Raw genomic sequence first — 21,804 nt, 5'->3', positions numbered from 1 at the left:
AAGGTTCAGGGAAGAGTGGAGGAATGGAGTGAGCGTACGAACTCACGAAGTCACGAGCGCACGATTCGTAAACACATGACGCTTCGATAAACTCAGTGCGTCGCTCCATCACTCCATTTCTTCCCTATCTTATGAAAAATGAAATACTTAATGACATTGCTGCAAACCCCAGGCCTATCTGTGCCGCCTTTTCCGCTGTTTCAGCTCTATGGTATGTCTGCTCGAATAGATCAGGATTCGATTCCCGATCCGGCCTTCCGAGAGCCTGGTATTTTTCACGATATTGATACTGACTGTAGGCAAATGCTGCCAGTGATGCCGTGCCGAGTGCAAGGGATGAGTAGAAAAAGGGAGAGCGAAAGAATGGCGGCTTTTTCATCTGCAGAACATAGGTGTGGTTGCCCGGATGGCTTAATTGTATGTTTTTTGTAAGTGGTGCGTACTTTTCTTTTGTGGCATGTATTGTAATTTCACCAACAGGTACCACCCATTCCAGCGGTGTTGTTGCCGAAAGTCCCGATCGCGCGCCGACCTGTGCGCCCGAAGGCTCCGATTCGATATGAAGATGGCAGAGGTACTGAGTACGAAGATTCTCGACAATTTTCTGTGCCAGTACTTCATAAAATGTGCTGGAATCAGAGGAAACAAAGGGCATTCTCACCAGTGGACGATCACGGGCCTGCTCAAAAGCCTGATCGGAGCGCTCTCCTTTGCCAAGCAATCCGGCATTGATTGCGCAATTGCGCCTGGATGATGAATCGTGATCATCAAAATTTTCGGTGCAGGCTGCGGTTAAGTATAAAAGGAAATCGTCGCTGTATGCCGAATCGGGTTCTGTCAGCAAATCGGGTGCCTGTTTTATGCAATATTCTATTTCCTGAAGCGGCGCACGAAGCTCTTCAAGGAGCTTAATGCCGAAATGAACATCAATATTCTGTTCAACCGATGAGTCGACATTCAAAAATAGCAGGCGTTTGTCTTTTTCACACTCCCCGGCATTAACAGCTTCGGGGCAAGCAAAAAGGAATCCCCCTGCAATAACAGGGAACAGAAAAGAATTAAAGAAAGGAAGAAAAATTTTGCCTTGAGTGTACATGTTTGTCATATATTATACTAAAATATACGCTGACATGCCGGAAAAACTTTTTTTGATGCCGACAGGGACAGCGTGTTATTTTGGTATATTTGGTATATAATGAAAATCAGTTTCAATAAATATAAGAAATCCCGGTCCACTCGATGGAAACGATGGGTCCTTGTCTGTCTTCTCTCCACGCTCTTTTGCGTGGAAAGGGACAATCCATGGGATCCTGCAAACGGCTGCCCCAAAGAGCTTCTTCAGGAAATCAGGGAAAGTACCCGTCCGGCAATCGATTCGACCCTGAATACACTCAGCGCAATTGCCGGAGATGCTCTCCAGATCGACAGTACACTGGCAGCCGTCACGTCTGCCAATGATTCAATTAGCGCGATAAATGATGGAATCAGGATTCAAAACGATTCCATTGCAGCAGTCAACGACAGTTTTAAAAATATCAATTCGTCGCTGAGCGGATGCGATCCGCTGTTTTCTCTCCATACACTGGACAGCCTGAAATCTCTTGTATTGTTTGATGCTGATTCCCAGGCAAAAGCACTTCAATCCCGGGCAAGCCTGGAATCGCTGCGGGTAGTATCGTTGTTTGCCGCGGCAGGTGATGAATGCCCGACGGATAAAGTTTTTGCCGCTTCATATAAAGATTCCATCGCTACAGTACTCGATTCAACATCCTCAGCGCTTTCTTTGCGATTCGAGAATGCCCTGCGCTATTCGGATACACCGGTGGCAATCAATCAGGACTCCATCAAGCCCTATAACGAGTGGATGTATCTGCACAATGCCGATGTCGGAAAATATAATCTGCAGCTTCTTGACAGGTCGACAGTATGCGATTGCACCGTTATCGACAATGCCGATACGCTGCTCGATCGAATAATAAATATCCAGCCGGGACAGGTTGTGGTCTTATCCCCGGATACCTTTTCAACCGAATTTACAATCAACACCTCCGGCACTGAAGGGAATACGATTGTATTGCGAGCAGCGGAACCGGGAAAAACCATCTTTAAAACATCAACAATTACTGTCAGTGATGCCGATTATATTAAAATTGACGGATTCGTTTTTACCGGAAGCGACAAAAGCAGTTTGCGGATCAGCAGTAACTGCAAAGCGATCATTATCACTCGATGCATTTTTACGCACGGTGCACAGCATGGGATCGATATTGTCGACAGCGATGCCGAAATACGGGATTGCCGGATTTATCATAACGGCGGTCATGGGGTAAATGTCTCATCCGGTGATGGATCCAATCGTGTGCGGTTCCATAATTCGTTGATCGTGCATAATCGTCTGAACGGTATCCATGGGCTCACCTCCGAGCTCGATATCGCTTTCTGCACAATTTCTCACAATGGCCAGAACGGGATCTATCTTGACGAACCGCGGAGGCCGGTCAGGATCGCTAATTCGCTTGTTACCTGGCATGAAAACGGGTGGGGTATCTATCGGGAAACCACGGCTTTTTCCGGAGAATTGTTTGCGATTTTGAATTCCAACCTGTATGGAAACAAACAGGGCATTTTTGCCGATTCGACATACCTTCAATTCCCGGTACTCGCGCATGATCCCCTGTATGTGGATCATGCAAATGATAACTATTCCCTTGAGGATGCCGGTGAAATCATGCGGCTTCAGCGGGATGAGGGGATTGTTGTCGGGTATCGGGAATATTTGCCTTAAATCATGTCGACAGCATCAAAAAGACCCCTTAATACTACTTCTCAAATCTTCATTTCGAACTCACGTCCTTAAAACCGATACTAAATATCTATATGAAACATTCCCCATGATCGGTACAAGGACAGTGAATGAAATTTCGCACTCTCAAACTAGTACTGCCGGCTGCGTGTGCTCTTGCAATTCCCTTTCAGTCAAATGCCCTTCATTACAATCACCTCGGCTATGAATCGATCGGCCCTAAATCCTTTGTGGTCGAAAGTTCATCGCCGATTACCCGGACATCGTTTGATATAGTCGATACCCACGGCAACAGTGCCTATTCGGGCACGCTGGAAAACAATGTTTCGGTTGATGAGTGGCCGGGACGCTATTTCAGAAAAGGCATATTTTCAGATCTTTGCGAACCCGGAATCTATCATATTGAATGCGGGGGAGAGCAGTCAGCCGAATTTCGTATCCGGGATAACGTACTGTTTGAAACAACCGCCCAGGCAAATGTCGATTTTTTCAGAGGCATGCGAAATACTTTTGACGATAGAAGCGTTCCTTTTTTTAATGATAATGCTTCACCCAGGGATGTTCACGGCGGATGGAACGACGCCACCGGGGATATGGGTAAATATCTTTCCCATCTGGCATTCTCAAATTACATGACTCCTCAGCAGATTCCCATGGTCGTATGGTCTCTGCTTCGGTCGTGGGAACTCAACAAAAATGATTTCGATAATTCCATTCTTTCCGAAGCGGCCTATGGCGCCGATTATCTTCTCAGGATATTGGACCCCGACGGTTACTTTTATATGATCATTTTCGACCGGTGGGGATGGGACATCAACCGGGAAATATGCACCTGGAAATACAACCCGGACCCTTCGATACCCGAATACAACTGGTCGGGATTCAAGACAAATGATTGGCATGCTGCTTTTCGTGAAGGCGGGGGAATGGCGATTGCAGCGCTTGCTAAAGCCGCGGCATTGGAAATCGACGGTGAATATTCTTCCGATGACTACCTTGTCGGTGCGGAAAAGGCTTATGCTCATTTAAAAGACAATAATCTCAGCTACTGTGATAATGGTGAAGAAAACATAATCGATGATTACTGCGCGCTTATGGCTGCGACTGAATTGTACAAGGCTACCGGAGATGGTTCATATAAGATTGATGCCCGCGGGCGTGCCGACAATCTTGTCGCTCGACTGAGTGATGAAGGCTGGTTCCGGTCCGATTCTCAGGGGCGGCGTCCCTATTATCATGCGGCGGAAGAAGGCCTTCCGGTGATCGCACTGATTGAGTTCCTGACAATCGACACATCGAAGAAAGATGCAATTCATGCGCTCCTGCAAAAAAGTATCGACTGGTATTTAAAAATAACCCACGAAAGTGCCAATCCGTTCAATTATGTCAAGCTGCAGTATGCTCATTACAACGGAAGCACGGGCAGCGGCAACAATCTCGCTGCCGGAAAGCCCTCGGAAGCCTCTTCGAGCCAGTTGCCGAATCTTCCGCAGAATGCTTTTGATTCCGATGCGGTGAACTCCCGGTGGTCAAGCGGGGAGCCGTTCGATTCCCCGGATTACAGCGCGTGGCTGCAGGTCGATCTTGAGAGTGCCTGTGAAATCCAAACCGTTATTCTCCGATGGGAAGCCGCGTATGGCACTGAGTATCGTGTGCAATTGTCCACCGACGGCACAACATGGGACGATACTTACCATGAGACCGCAGGAGACGGCGGTGTCGATATCATCACGATCGATCCGCCACGGCAGGCACGGTATGTACGGATGTATGGCCGGCAGAAATCCTATCTGTGGGGAGGTTATTCGCTCTACGAATTTGAGGTCTACGGTGAATTCACCGGCGCGGTTGAATTCACCACGTCGTTTTTTCAACCCCATGTCAATGAAACCGGCTACTGGTGGCAGGGCGAAAATGCACGGATAGCATCGCTGTCCGCAGCCTTTATGTCTTCGGCACGAGCACTCGATTCATCATTTCAGATATCGATAACCGATTCAGTCTCGGACCTTGCGCTTTCTCAATTCAACTGGATATTAGGCGGCAATCCCTTTGATGTCTGCATGATGTATGGTTTCGGTAATAATAATTATCCCCATTATGCCGGCAAACCGGGATATGCCATTTCGAATGTAGAGGGCGGTATCTGTAACGGCATAACCTCCGATACCATGGGAGGCGGCGATATTGCCTGGATGCCCTGGGAAGAAAGTAATTCCGAGAACTGGCGATGGGTCGAACAGTGGCTTCCGCACAATGCGTGGTATCTTCTGGCCGTTTCCACCCTGAACCACATTCTCAATACAGCACCCCTGGCGGCACAGCACGGTAAGCCGGTCGCATTTTTCGGCTCCGGCATGGCAATTCATTCGAATGATAACGGCCATCTGGTACTCGATCCGGCCGGAGACCATATCAGGCAAAACGGCACCATTACTGTCCACGATACAAGGGGGCGGTTGGTTCTGCGGCAGACTGCAGACGGTGAAAAAACATCATTGTCCTTAGCAGGTCATTCCAAAGGATTATATGTTATCTCGTACACGGCATCCAAACAGAAAACGATCAGGAAAACATATAACTACAATCATTAAATTCCGGAGTTCTCATGAAATTGCACACTCCAGCAGCATTGCTGCTTGCGGCATTTATAGCAGTCTGTATTGGCCGGACGATCATCAGCAACGGTGATTTTTCATCGGGCGATACGCAGTGGACGTTTGGTGATTATCGGAATGTCGCTGACGGCCGGGTTGTCGATGGCGAATACCGGATCGATATCAGCACAGCTCAGCAGGAAGAGTGGGCGGTGCAGCTCATGCAGAGCGGCATTACATTGAGTGACGGCAAAAACTATGAATTGACCTTTGATGCTTATGCGGATACCGATAAAACGATTGTCGTTTCAATCGGGCCCGGGGTTTCAGGCGATATCAGTGTGCCGATAACCCCCTCAAAGATGACCTGTTCCGTTGCATTTTCTACGCAGAACGGTAACGCCCATTCCTGCCGCTTAGATTTTAATATGGGAAAGATATCCGGTATGGTTGCTTTAGACAATGTTGTTATTAAAGAATTTGTACCCGAACCCGATACAACAGGCCTTCCCGAAAAGGACTGCAGTTTTCCAACCGCATCCCGATATCCTTTCGGAATCAAACCCTCGAATTTCACTCAGTCACAGATGAACCGTCATTGCATGGATTGGTTCAGGATGTGGAAAGAGAAATATCTTACGCAGCAAGGGTGCCGGTCAGGTGAATACCGGGTCCAGCGTATCGAAACAGGGGACAGCAATACACACGATACGGTGAGTGAAGGCATCGCCTACGGCATGATAATCATGGTGTATATGCACAACGATTCCAACGATACGCAGGGCTATTTCGATGGTTTATGGAACTACTACTGCCGGTATAAAAACGAGAACAACCTGATGACCTGGCGGATTTACAGCGATGGGACTATGCATTTTCCGGGCGGTGCTGCTACCGATGCCGATATCGATGCCGCTCATGCGCTTTTTGCCGCACACCGTCAGTGGGGAAGCAGCGGCTCTATTAATTATTTCGATCAAGCCACCGGTTTGACTTCCAGTGTTTTGCAGCATGAAATCAGCGACAACAACGATGTCCGCCCCGGTGACAGTTGGGATATCGGCAATCCCAGCTATTTTGCTCCGGCCGTATTCAAGCAGTTCGAAACCCTGACCGGCCTCTCCCGATGGGGTGATATCGCAGGGCATACCTACAGCACGATTGTCGATTACTATTTCAACAGCGATGAAACCTACAACAGTGAATTCGATATGCATACAGGGCTGCTTCCCAACTGGTGCAGCTACGAAGGCGGCGAGCAGAGTCCCGGCGAATGGGCAATGGATTACAACAGTTTCTGGTGGGACGCCTGCCGGTTTCCCTGGCGCCTGGGCTATGATTATCTCCTTCACGGGACAACAAACAGCGACTACGCGCAAACAAATACCGCCCGTATCTCCCGGTTTTTCAAAGAAAAATGCAACGGCGATCCGTCAAAAATCTGCTCCCATTACACGCTCGATGGACGCGAAACATCATGGAACGGCTCACCTAATCCGCATTTAGGCACAGAAGACACAATGAATCTGGCAGGATTTGTCGGCTCGATTGCTGTCGCCGCTATGGTCGATGAAGACCGGCAGTGGCTGGATACATTATACGCCCGGCTTGTGGAGCTTCCGATGTGCGAAACCGGTGTGAATTGGGGAACCGATTATTTCTGCGACATACTCAAGATGCTGTATCTCCTTGTATTAACAGGAAATATGCCGGACTTCTATAGCAGTTTCGAGGTTGATGATGATGTTGGTATTGATAAAAAATCTACGATTTTGCCGCCGGATGAAAAATTTACTCAGCCAATAATGCACCGGGCCGGCAATAGAATTACGATGATAATGAATGTGCATGGAATACAGCAGCACAGTGGCGCGTGGCTTTTTGATCTGGAAGGAAAGAGCATCGCAACGCCATTCCCTCCAACAGTCAGACAGGCGGGCAGATATTGTGCAACTGTTGACGGCTCAGAGCTTTCTTCGGGCATGTATTTCGCACATATTCATATTGGCGATCGCTCATACAGGCAGAGCTTTTCTTTTCTGAATTAAATCATAATCCTCAACGCCCACTTTAACCTGTTGCAGAATTGTCAGCCTGTCTGAAAGTGAACGCATTTATCACCAACTACCACTAAAATAAGATAGGCCCATAAAATCTTGCGTCACCGTCTGCACGAAAAGATTGTTTCACATGTCGAAAAAGGAGAGGATTTATGCGATATACCGCAGCAGCAGTTGCCATTGCGCTTTTATTAACTTATCAATCGAAGGCGCAAACAACCATTCAGGCATCCCGCCCCACACACTACTTTTACACTCCAGCGCCCTATGTGAACGAACCGTATCATCTGGTGATCGGCCTGCACGAAATCTCTTTTGCGCTTCCGGCCAACCTTCAACTGCAGGCATCCCTGCTTGATAATATCGGCCGCATTAACCTTGGCGCCAAATACGGCATCATGGATAATATGAGTGTAGGGGCAGGGCTGGCTCATTCGCTGGTGCACCTCGGGAGGGGCAATCATGGTATTCCCAATTATGCCTCACCTCGGCTTGGTGTTTTCTTTGTTTACGGATTCCTGATGCGTGAAAAACTCGAGTCTGCGTTTACTTTGCACACGCAGATCGGCGAGCGGGTATCCGCCGGAATCGATTTTGGCCTGTTGGCCCGGGTGCACGAAGTCTGGTCGCTCATCTGGGAAATCGGATCATCGGTTGATTTCGAAGATGAACTACTCTATCTTAACACCGACGGTGGTGTGCGAATAAATCCGCCCTCGATACCGTTCCTCTTTTTTGATTTCGGGATCGACCTTGAAGAATTCCCCGTAGCAGAAGGCGCCTCGCCAACCGTCACCGCGTATATCGATGTGCTCTTTACGATGCAGGTGCGATGATAGAGTCGGCTGATATTGAGGCATAGAATCCCGTAATTGCCATATGCCTCGCTGAATTAGCATTTTCCGGGCACTATGGAAGGGGTTTCCACCCCTTAAACCCCATGAGGAAAATGCTTTTTGGTAGTCTATGCCGATTAAAATCGGCATAGGAAGAATCCCTGCCCGAAAGTCTATTGCCTGTAAAGCAGCAGCGGTCCCGTATCCCGCGTAACTACCGGCACGATTAGAGAAATTCATGCTTTTCAGCCTCGGAGAGGTTGGATTATTGTAAAACGGGATGAAACTAAATAAATCAGGCATACAACAGCCGCCTTCCCTTCGGCTCCGGTATTTCTTCACCTTTTTCTATGGATGAGTACGATCGCTGGGTCGATGAAATGCAACGAGATGTGACCTCCGATGAAATTCGCATGCAGGCCCTGAATCGCATGCCTGCCCCGGAGCCTTTCCGAATTTACGATTGATACGGCTTGAATTGCTGAGCCGGCAAACACAAGAGCAATACTCCTGTTTTGTGGGACTGGTCTGCAAATAATTGACAGTTGAATATATGAAATAATTGCATTCGGGGCATTTTATATTTTAATTCCCGATACTATTTAAACAGAATCCTTGTTCTCGTACTATTATTTTTCGGCGAATAGGGGGAATCACATGAAAACCGGAAAACTCGGCACCCACGGTCCAAAAATAACCGAATGCGGCCTCGGCTGTTGGCAGTTGGGCGGCGGATGGGGCAACCCGTGGGACAATGCTGTTGCGCAGGAAATTCTGACGGCATCCTATGATTCGGGAGTGCGGTTTTTCGATACCGCCGATGTTTACGGCAATGGAGAGAGCGAGCGGTCGGTCGGCATGTTCCGCAAAAGTCACCCGGATATCATCGTGGCGACCAAGCTTGGCCGGGCCGGGATATTTCCCGACGGCTACAGCCGCTCCTCGCTCCGTGAAGCAACCGAAAAGTCGCTGAAACGCCTCGGAGTCGGGAAAATCGATGTAACGCAGCTCCATTGTGTTCCGATGGAAATTCTCCGTGAGGGAGCAGTGTTCGACTGGCTTCGGGAGCAGCAGGATGATGGTCTTATCGAGCGGTTCGGTGCGAGCGTTGAGACGGTCGAAGAAGGCCTTATCTGTTTAGAGCAGGAAGGACTCACGTCACTACAGGTAATCTTCAACATTTTCAGGCAGAAACCCCTCAAAGAACTCTTTGTCAAGGCGCAGGAAAAAGGTGTCGGCATTATCGTGCGACTTCCACTGGCCAGCGGGCTTCTGTCCGGCAAAATGACAAAGGAGACCTCGTTCAGGGAAGGCGATCACAGGAATTTCAACCGTGACGGCCAGTCATTCAATGTGGGGGAGACTTTCGCCGGGATCAAATACGAAAAAGGCGTGGAGCTTGCAGATCAGCTCAAAGCAATGGTTCCCGAAAATATGACCATGGTTCAGATGGCATTGCGGTGGATTTTAGATTATGATGCCGTATCGACAGTCATTCCGGGTGCAAGCAGACCATCGCAGGCACGGGAAAATGCCCGTATTTCAGATATGCCGCCGCTTTCTGCGGAATTGCATGAGCGATTGTCAATTTTTTATGAGAAGGAAGTTCATGAGCATGTGCGGGGGCCGTATTGAAATTTTTAAACCTGCAAATGATGCTGATAAATGCATTTTTATTATTGCCAATGCATATTTTATAATGTAAGGTAAATGTATGATATATAAGCTCGAACAAAAAATTGACCGACGGCATCTTGAACAATTTTGTCACAAGAACCATATACGGAAATTATCGCTGTTTGGATCAGCACTCCATGGCGAATTGCGACCGGAAAGCGATATTGATATTCTTGTGGAATTCGATAAGGGGCATGTTCCCGGCCTGATCACGCTTGCAGGGATGGAGAATGCATTGACGGAGATGCTCGGCCGAAAGGTGGATTTGAGAACCCCTCGCGATTTAAGCCGCCATTTTCGTGAAGATGTTCTTCGAGAAGCGGATGTGCAGTATGAAACTTGATGATAGAGTCCGTTTAACTCATATGCTTGAAGCTTCACGTGATGCAATTTCTTTTTCCGGCTCCATGACCGAGGATGAGCTTTCCGAAAACCGAATGGTTCTCCAGGCAATTGTACGCTCAATAGAGATAATTGGTGAAGCCGCTTCGCAGGTATCGCAAGCTTATCGGGCAAAACATCCTGAAATCCCCTGGAAAGATATTGTTGGAATGCGCAACAGATTGATTCATGCATATTTCGAAATCGATCCGGAACTGGTCTACAGTACAGTTCAGCATGATCTTCCAATTCTTGTTGGACAATTGGAAAAACTTTCGCCGGAATGACGAGGCTGCCCCACTTTCCAATAATCCCTCCATTAAATTCCATTTAAAGCCACATATTTTGTATATTGTATTTAGTGAATGCAGTGCGGCTCCAATATGATTCACTTCAAGTGGTTCGATGAAAAAGGGATCGATGTGACCAAAGGCTATCGCTCGTGTAAAGCCGACACCGATATTCCCGGCGGCACCACCGACAAACATGCTGAATATTATGGTGGAAAGTGAGGGTATTAAATGAAAAATGTGTGGGGACATATTCACTGTCTGGTACTGATTGCTGCCGGACATTTCGCAGTTTCGACCGCGCTGTTTGCGGCTGTCAATCCCGCCGACACCGTCTTCTGCACCTGGTATGATTCATCGCAGAGCACATGGGTCTGCACCTGTGATTCCACCAATGACGGCAAGTATTGCTCGAGCCGGGGGATCGGCAGTTTTCATATCGATGACTGGGTGATGTACAAGGATGTCGATTTCGGGAGCGGGTATGCGTTCATGTATGTATTCTACTCCTGCGGCGACAAGTGCGGGTGCCTTTTTGATTTTCGAATCGATAATGTCGATAATGGAACATTGATCCTGACCAACGAAGAAGAGCGGCTGAGAACGTATCCAACCGGCGGATGGCGCGGCGGAGTAATTCACCGCCTTTCCATGGATGAAACGCTCACCGGTGTTCACGATCTGTTTATCAAAGGCGCACTGTGCGGAGAGCCGGGCGGCACCGGCATTATCGATCTGAAATGGTTTCTGTTTTCCAATAACGGCCATGCGTATACCTTCTATGATGCAACCCCCGAGCCCTATATCTCGATTCCGCAGGTTACCCCGGCAAAGCCGCACGAATTTTCTGAAAATTCACCATCGATCATAACGGATCGGCATTCAATTGTTGTCAATCTGAAAAACAGGGGAGAACACACAATCAGCTTTCTGAGGCCTGATGGAACGATGCTTGTATCCGAATCGACAGCCGGGCGCAGCAGCTACCTGATGTCAACCATAAAGCTTGTTCCGGGACTCTATATCCTCCAGATAACAGGCGCTGACATGGCGCCGATGCGGTATCGCTATTTAAAGCAGTAGGAATATACAATGGTTCTTTATCCGGCGCTTTTCATGTCTGCCGCTATTTACTGACCGCTGACTGCTGAAGCACCGACTGCTTTACCGGAAAAGGCAATGAAGTCTGGTCGATCGGCGAAAAAGTATACGAAATACTCAAAAAATATCTCCTCCTCCGGGAAAAACTCCGCCCCTATATCATGCGCCGGATGGAACTCACCCATCTAAAAGGAATTCCTCTCATGAGACCGCTGTTTTTCGATTTCCCGCACGATCCCATTGCATGGGAAATCGAAGACCAGTTCATGTTCGGGCCGGATATTGTTGTGGCGCCGGTGCTCGAGAAATCGGCGGTGAAGCGAAAGGTGTAGCTGCCTTCAGGATCAAAATGGCGTGCTCTTGATGGTGATAATGTCTATGAAGGCGGGAGTGAGTATGTGATCGATGCGCCGATAGATAGTATTCCTGCGTTTTATAAAGAAGGCTCCAATCCCTTGTAATTGTTCGGCACATTTGCGGTTTAGCTGATCGTTGTTGCTATACTTCCTTATAAATCAATTTTTTAACGACTTCCTGCTTTTTCTCTAACATTTTCATTTAAAATCCTGAAACTTTATTGATCCTTCAGCTTATAATCAGCGACTGTATAATTGATATTTATATCTATATAATTTTACTTAATTAATTTAAAAAACTGTTGAAAAGTATTTAAATTGAATGTTATGATTAAGTTAGAATTTTCAGGTCATGTTGTGCAGGTGGAGCTATAAATTTTTATCTTCATTTATTAAAGCGCTTAATTGGCGTAAGAAATCATAGTTAGCAAGAAGGTATGCTGAAAGGAAATCCTGTGCTAAAAAGATTTTTGAGATTAGCATTATTCGTTTTTTGTACTTTTATAATTGTAGGTTTCCATAAGGCAGATGCAGCAATTACGTTTGATACTTCTTCAGCAGGCTCGATTGCTCTGGATAATGCTTGTGAATGGAATCACCAGATCGGTGGAGGGAGTAACCGCATTTTAATTGTAAGCGTTGCAGGGTTCGATCCTGGTAATCCATGTCCTACTGCGGGGAATCATGCTGTGGCAAGCATTACCTACAATTTTAAAAATTTAACAAAAATTACTCATGCAAGTGATTGTGGTTGGAATGGTGATGTGCGTGCAGAGATGTGGTATTTGCTCGATGCGGATTTGCCTCCGACCGGCAATTATGAAATCACTGTTAACTTTACCGGCCAGGTAAGTACGGCCCAATGCGGCGCTATAAGCCTGGCAGGAGTCGACCAGACGGGTACCGTGCCTGAAGTAGCGGATACTGCATTCAGACATACAGGGGGATTTACCACCTTTTCCAAATCCCTGACGACTCTGACAGACGGCGCCTGGATTGTCGACGCATCATTTCCGAAAATTGGAACCGGTTCATACGTTGCACAAACCCCGAATCAGGTCAACCAGATAGAGAGAATTGAATTACAAAATAGTAATTCAGGTATTGGCATTAGTACACGTGAAATTGTTAATGCAGGATCTGCAGCAATGGGATGGAATACTACGGTATCTGCAAATCAGCTTGCGTATGTTCTTGCCGCTTTTGCTCCATATAACGCACCTGTTCCTCCCTCAAATGTTTCAATCGCTCCATCCGACACAAGTGTCGCTGTTGGAGGCACTGTCACATTTCGCTCAACTATAGGAACCGGCACGCAGCCTTTTTCCTATCAATGGAAACGCGGAACGACTGTTGTCGGTTCGAACCAGTCGACACTGCAAATAAGCAGTGCGGCATTAGCTGATTCCGGTTCATATACAGTCACGGTTTCCAATGATTCCGGCAGTGTAACCTCGCCTGTAGCAAACCTTACAGTCCTCCAAGGCGCAACAATAACTTCCGGCCCGACCCCGGTCAGCGATACCCTTGAAAACGGCGCAGGCGCAAACGTATCGTTTACAATCACCGCAACCGGGGACAATCTCACCTACCAGTGGCGCAAGAACGGGTCTCCGGTATCCGGTACAAACATTTCGGGCCAGGCTACGGCAACCTTGACAATTTCAAATGTCACCTATGCGGATTCGGGCAATTATTCCTGCAGGGTCTACAATGCAGTGAGCGCAGATACATCGGGAAACGCAACATTGAATGTCACCGCGCTGATCGTGGCGCCGTCAATAAGAACCTCGCCGCAGGACCAGATAGTCGAGGAGTTCCAGTCGATAATATTCACGGTCGAAGCCGACGGATCTGCACCAAGCTACCAGTGGTATCATAACGATTCGCTGCTCAGTGGCGCAACAGGTATCGGGTATCAGATCGGGATTGTGGATTTTGGCGATTCTGGGTATTATTCGGTGAAAGTCTGGAACTCCAAAGGCTCGGATTCAGCAGCAGCGTACCTCACGGTTAAGGCCAAGCCACCGCTTGTTAATTTGCAGCCTGCCGACACCACCGTTGCCGAATCGGCCTCGGCTAGTTTTTCCTGTGGAGCAACGGGATCCGAACTGCGCACCTTTACATGGTACAAAGAAGGGCAAACTCAATCGATTGGCTCAGGAACAGGATTGACGACCATTCAACTGAATACGATCCCGATATCCTCCAATAACACCCGCTACCGATGCATTGTCACCAATGCCGGCGGTGCGGACACGAGCAATTATGCAACCCTTCATGTTACCGAAAAGGTGCGTGCGAGCTTCACCGCTTCGCCGTTGAGTGGTGCAGATTCAGTCCAGGTCGTGTTTACAAATACCTCCACCGGCTATATCGAGTCCTTTGTCTGGCACTGGGGAGACGGTGATTCGCTTTCCTATGTGGCGTCATCACCGCCCACGCAGATTGCCCATACCTATCGGGACACCGGAACTTTTACCCCATACCTTGCTGCGATCGGTAATGCGCTTTCTGGAAGAGACACGGCGTATCTGGCCGATGAGGTTGAAGTATACGATGTCGGTGACAACAAGCTGTATATCGATACGATCCGCTACATTTCTTCAACGCAGATCGAATTGACAATCGCAGGTCTGGATTCTCTTCCGCAGGGACCGATACCGCCGCCGCCTTCACAGATGGGCTTGTGGTACAGTCAGAACGGCAGGGCCGGGATCGATACGGCCCTGGCGAACAGATACGCGACCTATGAAATCTCCGCGCTTGAAACCAATCCGGTAATTATCGTTTCTGTCGAGCCGCCGTCAGGGCCTGCCGATACGGTATACGGAGTCTGGATTTCGCCGCTTTGGGAAAACGGCCCAAGCTTTTACAATACATTCAATACAGCACGTATAAAAATGACCCCGCCGAACAATTTCACCATCGCAGGATCATTTCGCGGCAATACCGGCACACTCTCCGATGTCCAGTTGAATGTTGCCGATTCGCTCGATATGGCGAAAGTTACGGTTGGCAAGGCAAGCTCGGAACTTGATACAAATACTGTCGAGAAGGTAATCATTCAATACACCAACAATAAAAACCAGGTGAAAGCCACCGATACGATACCCATCGGTGATTTTCGTTCGGCAATATCGGGCGACAGCTATATCTGGATGATTACGGATCCTGATTTTTATGATGCCTCCACCGGTCGAAGCGATACGCAGACGGTGACGGTTTCGGTGTGGCAGGTGAGCTATAACGGGCTTGTAAGCGACAAGAAGACAACGACCTTTTTTGCTGGCTGGCTCCCGCCGGTAAACAGCTCCAAATTGACGGTCGATTCGACCAAGGCGACCAAGATATGGCTCCGATGGGATGCTGTAAGCGACATAGACAGCATGCGAATACTCCTTGCCGGTCCGCCCGATTCAATCACCACCGGTCGTCCGACCGGCGGCGAATTGAGCAGATACGATATCTATTATCCGGCATCGGTCTCAGATAACAGCATGACAATCAGCGGACTTTCCAAAGAAACGAAGTACTATGTTGCCATGCAGGTGCAGAAAGACCTTCTGTGGTCCGAAATCACCAGTCTCAATCTCGATATTGCGGAAACAGGAAAAATCGATCCCACCGATATTGTGCAGAATACCTCAGTGCTCGATTCGGTGAAATTCAATTCCACCACCAATGAGATCGATGTTTACTGGACGGTTGAACTCAACCCTGAAGTCCAGTTGGATCTCGGGGTCACCTGGAGCCTTGATGCCGCTCTGGCTATCACGGCTAATCCTGATGATAATGATAATAAAGTGACGGAATCGCTGTTGCAATCATCCGGTACAAAATCAGGCGTTTTCAACCTGGACCTCGGCGACAGTCTGATATTCGATACGACATATCATATCGGCGTATGGCTCCGGAGCTCGCAGGGCCCCTGGGCCGAACCTGCCGACAACGGTATCGGACAGGTGAAAATACCCTCGTTTACCTGGCAGTCGGTTTCCTATTTCACCTCTGATACAATCACGGCGTTCAATGGGAATATCGCCCTGATCAAGGGTTCCTATTCAATCGATGCCCCCATTCAGGATAGTGTGCGTTTTTATTCTCCCGTCTCTGTTCCCGAGGGTCTTGTGCCGGTGAGTGTGGGATTTTCATTGACAAAAGATGCATTCCAGCCGTTTGTTATCGGCATTTATTTCGATTCGATACCATCGGGATATTCGGTTGATGACCTCGCGCTTTACCGTGACAGTGCGGGCGTACTCATTGTACAGCATGGTTTTCAGGTCGATAGACCGAACGGGTTCGTTTATGTTGTCACCGAAAAATTTGTCGATGATGCCGGTAATCCCATGCCCTTTATCGTTATGGTTGACGGCGCCGCGCCGGTTGTTACGTTTGGAAGTGATACGAGTGCTGCCGTTGATGCCGGTAATCCACTCGGTGACAAAATATCGATTGCCGACAATACCGCTAATGTCAAGTGGGAGATTTTTTATGCCAAAGACAACAGTGATTTTCATCAGGGTAACTCAATAAGCGGGTTCAGTACCGGGAAAGCATCCGATACAGTCATGTCCGAGATACCGGCAAGCTTTATCACCGAAGAAACCGGGGTGCGGGCAATTCTGATTGTCTCCGATGGCGTTCATATCGACACGATCAATATCTCGCGCCGTGCCTTGCGGAGCAATTCCGATGTTATCGCAACCGAGTCGATGGCATGGGTTCCCTTGTCGGTTACCGCAGACCTGAATGACTCATCCGCGGCATCGTCACTGAGAAATCTTCTCCCTGATGAAGACTGGTCTTATAATCCCGGAAATTTCCGCCTGTTCCGATGGGTCCAGCATAGCAGCAATCAGGGCAATGAAAAAAAATGGGTCGAGTACAGCGACGGTGTTTCCGGGCTTTTCAACTTTATTCCCGGACGGCTTATCTGGATAAAAACCCGTGAGGCCATGCCGCTGGGATTCGGTGCAGGGAAATCGGTGTCCCTGAAAGACACATTTGAAATGGTCCTTCCGCCCGAAGAATGGACCGATTTTGCACTTCCCTTTAAATTCAATATTGCTGTAGGGGATATCATTGCATCGACCGGTTCCCATGGCGATTCGCTGCAATTTTACAGTTGGGAGAAAGAGGTGATCAGCGATTTCAACACCCGGACCGAGCGTTATTATTCCGAAGCCATATATATTCCCATAATCGAAGGGCTCAACGATCAGACAACAGAGATTATGTCACAGGCGCTGGTCGGTCATACAGTATACAACAACTCGGGCCAGGAAATTATTCTTCGTATCCCCCCGGTGCCGTCAACGATGTCCCGGTATGCATCGGCCGAGTTGACAAAGAAGCGTGAATCGCCGAATGGATGGAACATCTGTGTCAGAGCGACATCATCGAGCGGATGGCCCATGAGTCCTGTGTACTGCGGATACAGTGATGGACAGGGGAGTGTGAGTCGGGGCAAACGACCGCCCTCATTCTCAAAAACCTGGATCGGCATTTCCGATACCACGGACTCACGGATCTACGGCCACGCTATCATGCACCGGAACCGTGATGATGTCTTCACGTACCGTCTGGCATTCTCCAACGATGGCGACCGGAAAGAGGTCCTGAGCTGCACGCTCGAAAGAAACGGCGCTTTCCCGGAATCCTATGAGACGCGCATACTGAATCCATCGACAAAAACCTGGGAAACCACCGAAAATCTTGCCGTGGAGCTCGAAAGCGGAGCCCGGGAATATCGGATCCTGGCCGCAGGCACCGCAGAAGCTCTCGAAAAGTATCGCACCAGTATGCCCTCACTGCAACTGAGCTTTGTCGGCTGCTATCCCAACCCCTTTGTAAAAGCCGTGCGCATTCTTTACACGCTTCCATACTCGGGAATCGGTGCTATGAAATTTGAGATCTACGACATGCGCGGACGGATTGTCTGGCGCAACGACCTTGCCCGGCTCACCCCCGGAACCGGCTCGATCACCTGGGTTCCACAAAATCTCGCCGGCGGTATCTATGTACTCAAAATCCAGGCGTTCGACCCCAAAGGAAAACAGGCCGGAGTATTCAAAACCCGGCTTAATTATCTGAAGTAAGAAATGGGGGGAATGGAGTACTGGAAACCCAACACTCCAATACTCCAATACTCCAATACTCCAATACTCCAGCTCTTCCCTCATGATACGCCTTGTTTTTTCGCGACTTGGTTTGACAATACGCCCCTGAAAAAGTATACTTATTGTAGTAATACGCCTTGATTTTTACAGGGTTTGGTCTATGAATCGATGGAATTGCTCTGCATGGCAGGACTGGTCACTAAAGTACATCACACTGCGGCTCAGGGGATACCCCTGGGCGCGCAGATCAATCCTAAACGATTCAAGGCAGTTCCCATGGATCTTGGTTTACATCAAAGGATGCTCGGGCTCAATCTCTCCGAGCTTGTAACCGCATCGCCGGCAGACCTGATCAATAAAGGCTGCATTGCCGAAGTCTTTGCCGGTCTGGAGATTCTTTCGAATCAGTCCCCACATACAAAAGCCCGGCTTTTCTATTGGCATCGGGAAGCCGGGTCGAGTAATGCCGAGGTCGATTATGTTATTCAGAAAGGCTCAAAAATCATACCGGTCGAAGTCAAATCCGGAAAACGCGGGGCGATGCAAAGCCTGAATCTGTTCATGAATTCTCATGCCTGCGAAACAGCCGTTCGTTTGTCATTGGAGAATGTAAACCATTACAAGTCTGTCACTATTCTGCCGGTGTATCTCGTCGGGAGGCTCGTGCAGGAATATTTTTCTTTGTGATGTCTGATGGGCCGCATTACCGAAAAAACGGGGATTGTCGATGGCGCCATGCATGTCTTCACGTACAGCTACAGCACCGCCGGCTACCTCATTGATGTCACCCGTGATGGCGTCTCGGTTGGTCATTATGAATACGATTCCAATGGAAACCGCCTCAGCTACGAGGGGCAACTCGGCTCGCAAACCGGCATGTACGATGACCAGGACCGCATGCTCTCATACGGCGGAGCGACGTATACCTATACCGAGAACGGGGAGCTGCTGACCAAAACCGATGCTTCGGGTACCACGCAGTATGTTTACGATGTTCTCGGCAATCTCCGCTCTGTCACTCTTCCTGACGGCAAGCTCATAGAATACGTTATCGACGGCCGGAACCGCCGCATCGGCAAAAAGGTCAACGGTGTTATGGTCAAGGGCTGGATTTACGAAGATCAGCTCCGCCCCGCCGCAGAACTTGACGGCATGGGGAACATAACGGCAAGATATGTATATGGGACGAAAATTAGTGTCCCTCTCCGAGGTTGAAGGAAAATATCCCTGTCCTGTGTAGCAGAGGCTATTTACAAGCAAAAACATGCGGTCATAATTTCTTCCTATGCCGGTCTGCCGGCATAGCATATAATCAAGCATTTTCCTACCAGGGTTTAAGGGCATGGAATGCCCTTCCATATGCTCCTATCGGTATTGCTAAAGCGCTTAAAAGTCTAGTTTTGCGCGTGTTTTATTCTCTTAGAAGCCGAAAATGACGGGGCATATCGAGCTCTAAGAAGTGCTTAACCGGTTAGAAAATCGGAAAATTGGCGATTGCGGGGTGGAAATGCAGTTTTTCCTGGTCCGACCCGACCCGAAGCTCCCGACCCGAAGCTCATTAAATACCTTGTCGACTGTTATAACCGCCGCATCATGATCATTAAATCCCCGGAAATCGAATCGCCCAGAATATCTGCAATCATCCGGATATCATTGCGCCACTCTGTCAAGTCAAGTTCGGTATAACCCAGGCAGAGCATACCTTTCAGATACAGATAGAGCGCTTTTTGATAGTATTGAATGATAGAGGCGGAATCTTTCCCGGATAATTTGAGAATATCCGCTTTTTCTTTCAGCAGTCGACCGGCGATAAGGCATTTCATGCTTCCGGTTGAAGGGTCGATTGAAATGCCCAGGAGTTCGGCAATAGCGGGTGAAGAGAGCGTATCAAAAAGGCTGAAATCGATACCGAGGATTTCACCGGAGGCTTTTTCGATATCCAGTGTGGCTTCTTCGTGTTTTTGCGCATTCCTTTTCAGCAGCACACGGGCAAAAACTTTACCGAGTTGTTCGATCATTCTGAGGATGTAGTCTTTTTGGATCATAGAAATTGAAAATATACTTTAGCAGGTCGAAAAACCATGCACAAAGAATTCGAGCCGGTTTATGGAATGATAAAGACAGTAATATTTCTTTATGACAATGGCCCGAATGCCTGTGCTTGGGTACGATTAGCCGGCTATCCCATTTTTTACTGCAAAAGCGCTCGTTACGAAGAAAAACCAGGAGAATGACGGGAATAATCTATTTATTCCACAATCTTTTTTGGATTTTTATTGTATAATTTATACTGATATTTTACTTCGGAATTGGCCAAAATATTCCGCTGCATGAAAGGCAAAGTATAGAAGAGCCGCGCACAGGAAAAAAAAGGGAGACCAGATGATTTCAAATGATTTACGACAGATTATTTCCAATCTCAAGAAGAAATTACTTTTGCCGTATCTTCAAAGCCTGTTTACAGTTTTCATTTATGTTTTCGTTGCGTATTATCTCGATAAGGATAAAACAAGATCTATAGCGGTACAAAAGGTATTGCTCTATGTTTTTAGTACAATGGCAGCACTGGTGGCAATTGGTTCGGTCGTCGTTCCTCGGTGGTTCTTCAGTTCAAGCAGAATTACTACAATGTTGCAGAAGGAATATGGGCCGGGTGATTGGTGGGACAACAATAGAATTGAACGAATAGTTGGGAAAAATCAAGAATTAATGCGAAATTTGAAGGATGACGAATCAAAAATATGTGCAATGCTCCACTGGACATTTGGATACCATTATATCTTCATGGCACTTCCTGATATGATTGGGATATGGGGTTTGGTTCTCTCCATATTGTCTCAAGATTACAGGTACGCAGTCGTTTTTTGCACAATTTCATTTCCGATAAAGCTGATGTCATATCCACGTTTGGAGAGCATTGCACAAGAATCGGAAATGCAATTTGAAAAACACAGAATCGAATAAAGGATATCGCGAATTCCGGAAGCATTCAATGGGTGAAGGACGACGTACGCTGCAAGGCAGAAGGTAGTGTAAAATAATCTGTGAAAACTTCATTTCAATCAGCAATCAAAACCGCTCAATACTTACCACTCAGCCCACACATGCCGGCATTGCCGGCATGAATATAATAAGCATTTTCAACGCGGGATGTAAAGGGGATGGAATTCCCTTTCCTGCTCATGCATGTACTATCTTTCCTGCTATTCTGCTTGTTTTTAGACTTTACACCGCTAATAAAATAATAATATAATGTAATTAGATACAATATGTACGGTGGTTTCCCTGGGTTGTAACAATATTTGGGGTCAGTCAAGAAAAGTTCAGATTGGGAAGTGGGGGCTTGCATTGTCAAACTTTATTATTCCAGCTAATAAAGTCCGTATCCGGCTTATGCATCACAATATCTTTGATTTTTCCTTAAGCAATCAAAAAGAGAAAGTAAGCAAGAGTTATCTGACTTGCTTTGGAGAGATTACTATTCATCGGAGCTTGTATCAGGCGGACAGGGGCGGAAAAAGTTTCGTGCCGCTTGAAGAACACTGGGGAATGCAGGGGCAGTATGCGACTGTTGATGT

General features: G+C 47.9%; 15 protein-coding genes. 13 read left to right on the top strand and 2 right to left on the bottom strand.

Annotated features, from left to right (window positions below; translation table 11 throughout):
* Window positions 1-124 precede the first annotated feature (124 nt).
* A complete protein-coding gene (locus tag GF401_16045) occupies window positions 125-1,105 on the bottom strand; it encodes a PEGA domain-containing protein (protein ID MBD3346567.1) in 981 nt (326 codons plus the stop codon).
* Between the two features lie 90 nt (window positions 1,106-1,195).
* Between GF401_16045 and GF401_16040 the strand changes: the two genes are divergently transcribed.
* The 12 genes from GF401_16040 to GF401_15985 all read left to right on the top strand — a co-directional run bounded on the left by GF401_16040 (window position 1,196) and on the right by GF401_15985 (window position 19,441).
* Window positions 1,196-2,785 (top strand): hypothetical protein, encoded by a 1,590-nt coding sequence (locus tag GF401_16040; GenBank protein ID MBD3346566.1) that lies wholly within the window; start codon window positions 1,196-1,198, stop codon window positions 2,783-2,785.
* 128 nt (window positions 2,786-2,913) lie between these two features.
* Window positions 2,914-5,397 carry a hypothetical protein gene (locus tag GF401_16035; GenBank protein ID MBD3346565.1) on the top strand — a complete coding sequence of 828 codons (2,484 nt, stop codon included), beginning with the start codon at window positions 2,914-2,916 and terminating at the stop codon, window positions 5,395-5,397.
* 14 nt (window positions 5,398-5,411) lie between these two features.
* The gene (locus GF401_16030; protein MBD3346564.1) at window positions 5,412-7,448 is read left to right on the top strand and encodes a hypothetical protein; all 2,037 of its coding nucleotides are present in this window, start codon (window positions 5,412-5,414) and stop codon (window positions 7,446-7,448) included.
* Window positions 7,449-7,612: 164 nt separating this feature from the next.
* Window positions 7,613-8,296, top strand: coding sequence for a hypothetical protein (locus GF401_16025; protein ID MBD3346563.1), 684 nt, complete (start codon window positions 7,613-7,615; stop codon window positions 8,294-8,296).
* Window positions 8,297-8,953: 657 nt separating this feature from the next.
* Window positions 8,954-9,931 (top strand): aldo/keto reductase, encoded by a 978-nt coding sequence (locus tag GF401_16020; GenBank protein ID MBD3346562.1) that lies wholly within the window; start codon window positions 8,954-8,956, stop codon window positions 9,929-9,931.
* A 79-nt stretch (window positions 9,932-10,010) separates the two neighbouring features.
* A complete protein-coding gene (locus GF401_16015; protein ID MBD3346561.1) occupies window positions 10,011-10,316 on the top strand; it encodes a nucleotidyltransferase in 306 nt (101 codons plus the stop codon).
* Complete coding sequence (locus tag GF401_16010; protein MBD3346560.1) at window positions 10,306-10,641, top strand: DUF86 domain-containing protein; 336 nt, start codon at window positions 10,306-10,308, stop codon at window positions 10,639-10,641. Before GF401_16015 ends, GF401_16010 begins: the two co-directional genes overlap by 11 nt.
* Before the next feature lie 234 nt (window positions 10,642-10,875).
* On the top strand, window positions 10,876-11,727 hold the full coding sequence (locus GF401_16005; protein ID MBD3346559.1) for a carbohydrate-binding protein: 852 nt from the start codon (window positions 10,876-10,878) through the stop codon (window positions 11,725-11,727).
* Window positions 11,728-11,837: 110 nt separating this feature from the next.
* Window positions 11,838-12,077: a hypothetical protein gene (locus GF401_16000; protein MBD3346558.1), complete on the top strand. Its 240-nt coding sequence runs from the start codon at window positions 11,838-11,840 to the stop codon at window positions 12,075-12,077.
* A gap of 461 nt (window positions 12,078-12,538) precedes the next feature.
* The gene (locus tag GF401_15995) at window positions 12,539-18,205 is read left to right on the top strand and encodes a T9SS type A sorting domain-containing protein (GenBank protein MBD3346557.1); all 5,667 of its coding nucleotides are present in this window, start codon (window positions 12,539-12,541) and stop codon (window positions 18,203-18,205) included.
* Between the two features lie 174 nt (window positions 18,206-18,379).
* Complete coding sequence (locus GF401_15990; GenBank protein MBD3346556.1) at window positions 18,380-18,913, top strand: DUF4143 domain-containing protein; 534 nt, start codon at window positions 18,380-18,382, stop codon at window positions 18,911-18,913.
* Window positions 18,914-18,919: 6 nt separating this feature from the next.
* Window positions 18,920-19,441, top strand: a complete 522-nt coding sequence (locus GF401_15985) for a hypothetical protein (GenBank protein MBD3346555.1) — start codon at window positions 18,920-18,922, stop codon at window positions 19,439-19,441.
* A 362-nt stretch (window positions 19,442-19,803) separates the two neighbouring features.
* Here the strand turns inward: GF401_15985 and GF401_15980 are convergent, their stop codons facing one another.
* Entirely contained in the window at window positions 19,804-20,271 is a 468-nt protein-coding gene (locus GF401_15980; protein MBD3346554.1) for a hypothetical protein, read from the bottom strand.
* A 337-nt stretch (window positions 20,272-20,608) separates the two neighbouring features.
* Here GF401_15980 and GF401_15975 point away from each other — a divergent pair, with 337 nt between their 5' ends.
* The gene (locus tag GF401_15975) at window positions 20,609-21,190 is read left to right on the top strand and encodes a hypothetical protein (GenBank protein ID MBD3346553.1); all 582 of its coding nucleotides are present in this window, start codon (window positions 20,609-20,611) and stop codon (window positions 21,188-21,190) included.
* Window positions 21,191-21,804: the final 614 nt, after the last annotated feature.

Source organism: Chitinivibrionales bacterium (genome assembly GCA_014728215.1).
Taxonomy (GTDB): domain Bacteria; phylum Fibrobacterota; class Chitinivibrionia; order Chitinivibrionales; family WJKA01; genus WJKA01.
This window is presented reverse-complemented; position numbering and strand designations above follow the sequence as displayed.

What these genes read in the sequence shown, in the direction of transcription:
- GF401_16045 (MBD3346567.1), bottom strand. Translation starts at nt 1,105, where the DNA reads ATGACAAACATGTACACTCAAGGCAAAATTTTTCTTCCTTTCTTTAAT.
- GF401_16040 (MBD3346566.1), top strand. Translation starts at nt 1,196, where the DNA reads ATGAAAATCAGTTTCAATAAATATAAGAAATCCCGGTCCACTCGATGG.
- GF401_16035 (MBD3346565.1), top strand. Translation starts at nt 2,914, where the DNA reads ATGAAATTTCGCACTCTCAAACTAGTACTGCCGGCTGCGTGTGCTCTT.
- GF401_16030 (MBD3346564.1), top strand. Translation starts at nt 5,412, where the DNA reads ATGAAATTGCACACTCCAGCAGCATTGCTGCTTGCGGCATTTATAGCA.
- GF401_16025 (MBD3346563.1), top strand. Translation starts at nt 7,613, where the DNA reads ATGCGATATACCGCAGCAGCAGTTGCCATTGCGCTTTTATTAACTTAT.
- GF401_16020 (MBD3346562.1), top strand. Translation starts at nt 8,954, where the DNA reads ATGAAAACCGGAAAACTCGGCACCCACGGTCCAAAAATAACCGAATGC.
- GF401_16015 (MBD3346561.1), top strand. Translation starts at nt 10,011, where the DNA reads ATGATATATAAGCTCGAACAAAAAATTGACCGACGGCATCTTGAACAA.
- GF401_16010 (MBD3346560.1), top strand. Translation starts at nt 10,306, where the DNA reads ATGAAACTTGATGATAGAGTCCGTTTAACTCATATGCTTGAAGCTTCA.
- GF401_16005 (MBD3346559.1), top strand. Translation starts at nt 10,876, where the DNA reads ATGAAAAATGTGTGGGGACATATTCACTGTCTGGTACTGATTGCTGCC.
- GF401_15995 (MBD3346557.1), top strand. Translation starts at nt 12,539, where the DNA reads ATGCTGAAAGGAAATCCTGTGCTAAAAAGATTTTTGAGATTAGCATTA.
- GF401_15985 (MBD3346555.1), top strand. Translation starts at nt 18,920, where the DNA reads ATGGGCCGCATTACCGAAAAAACGGGGATTGTCGATGGCGCCATGCAT.
- GF401_15980 (MBD3346554.1), bottom strand. Translation starts at nt 20,271, where the DNA reads ATGATCCAAAAAGACTACATCCTCAGAATGATCGAACAACTCGGTAAA.
- GF401_15975 (MBD3346553.1), top strand. Translation starts at nt 20,609, where the DNA reads ATGATTTCAAATGATTTACGACAGATTATTTCCAATCTCAAGAAGAAA.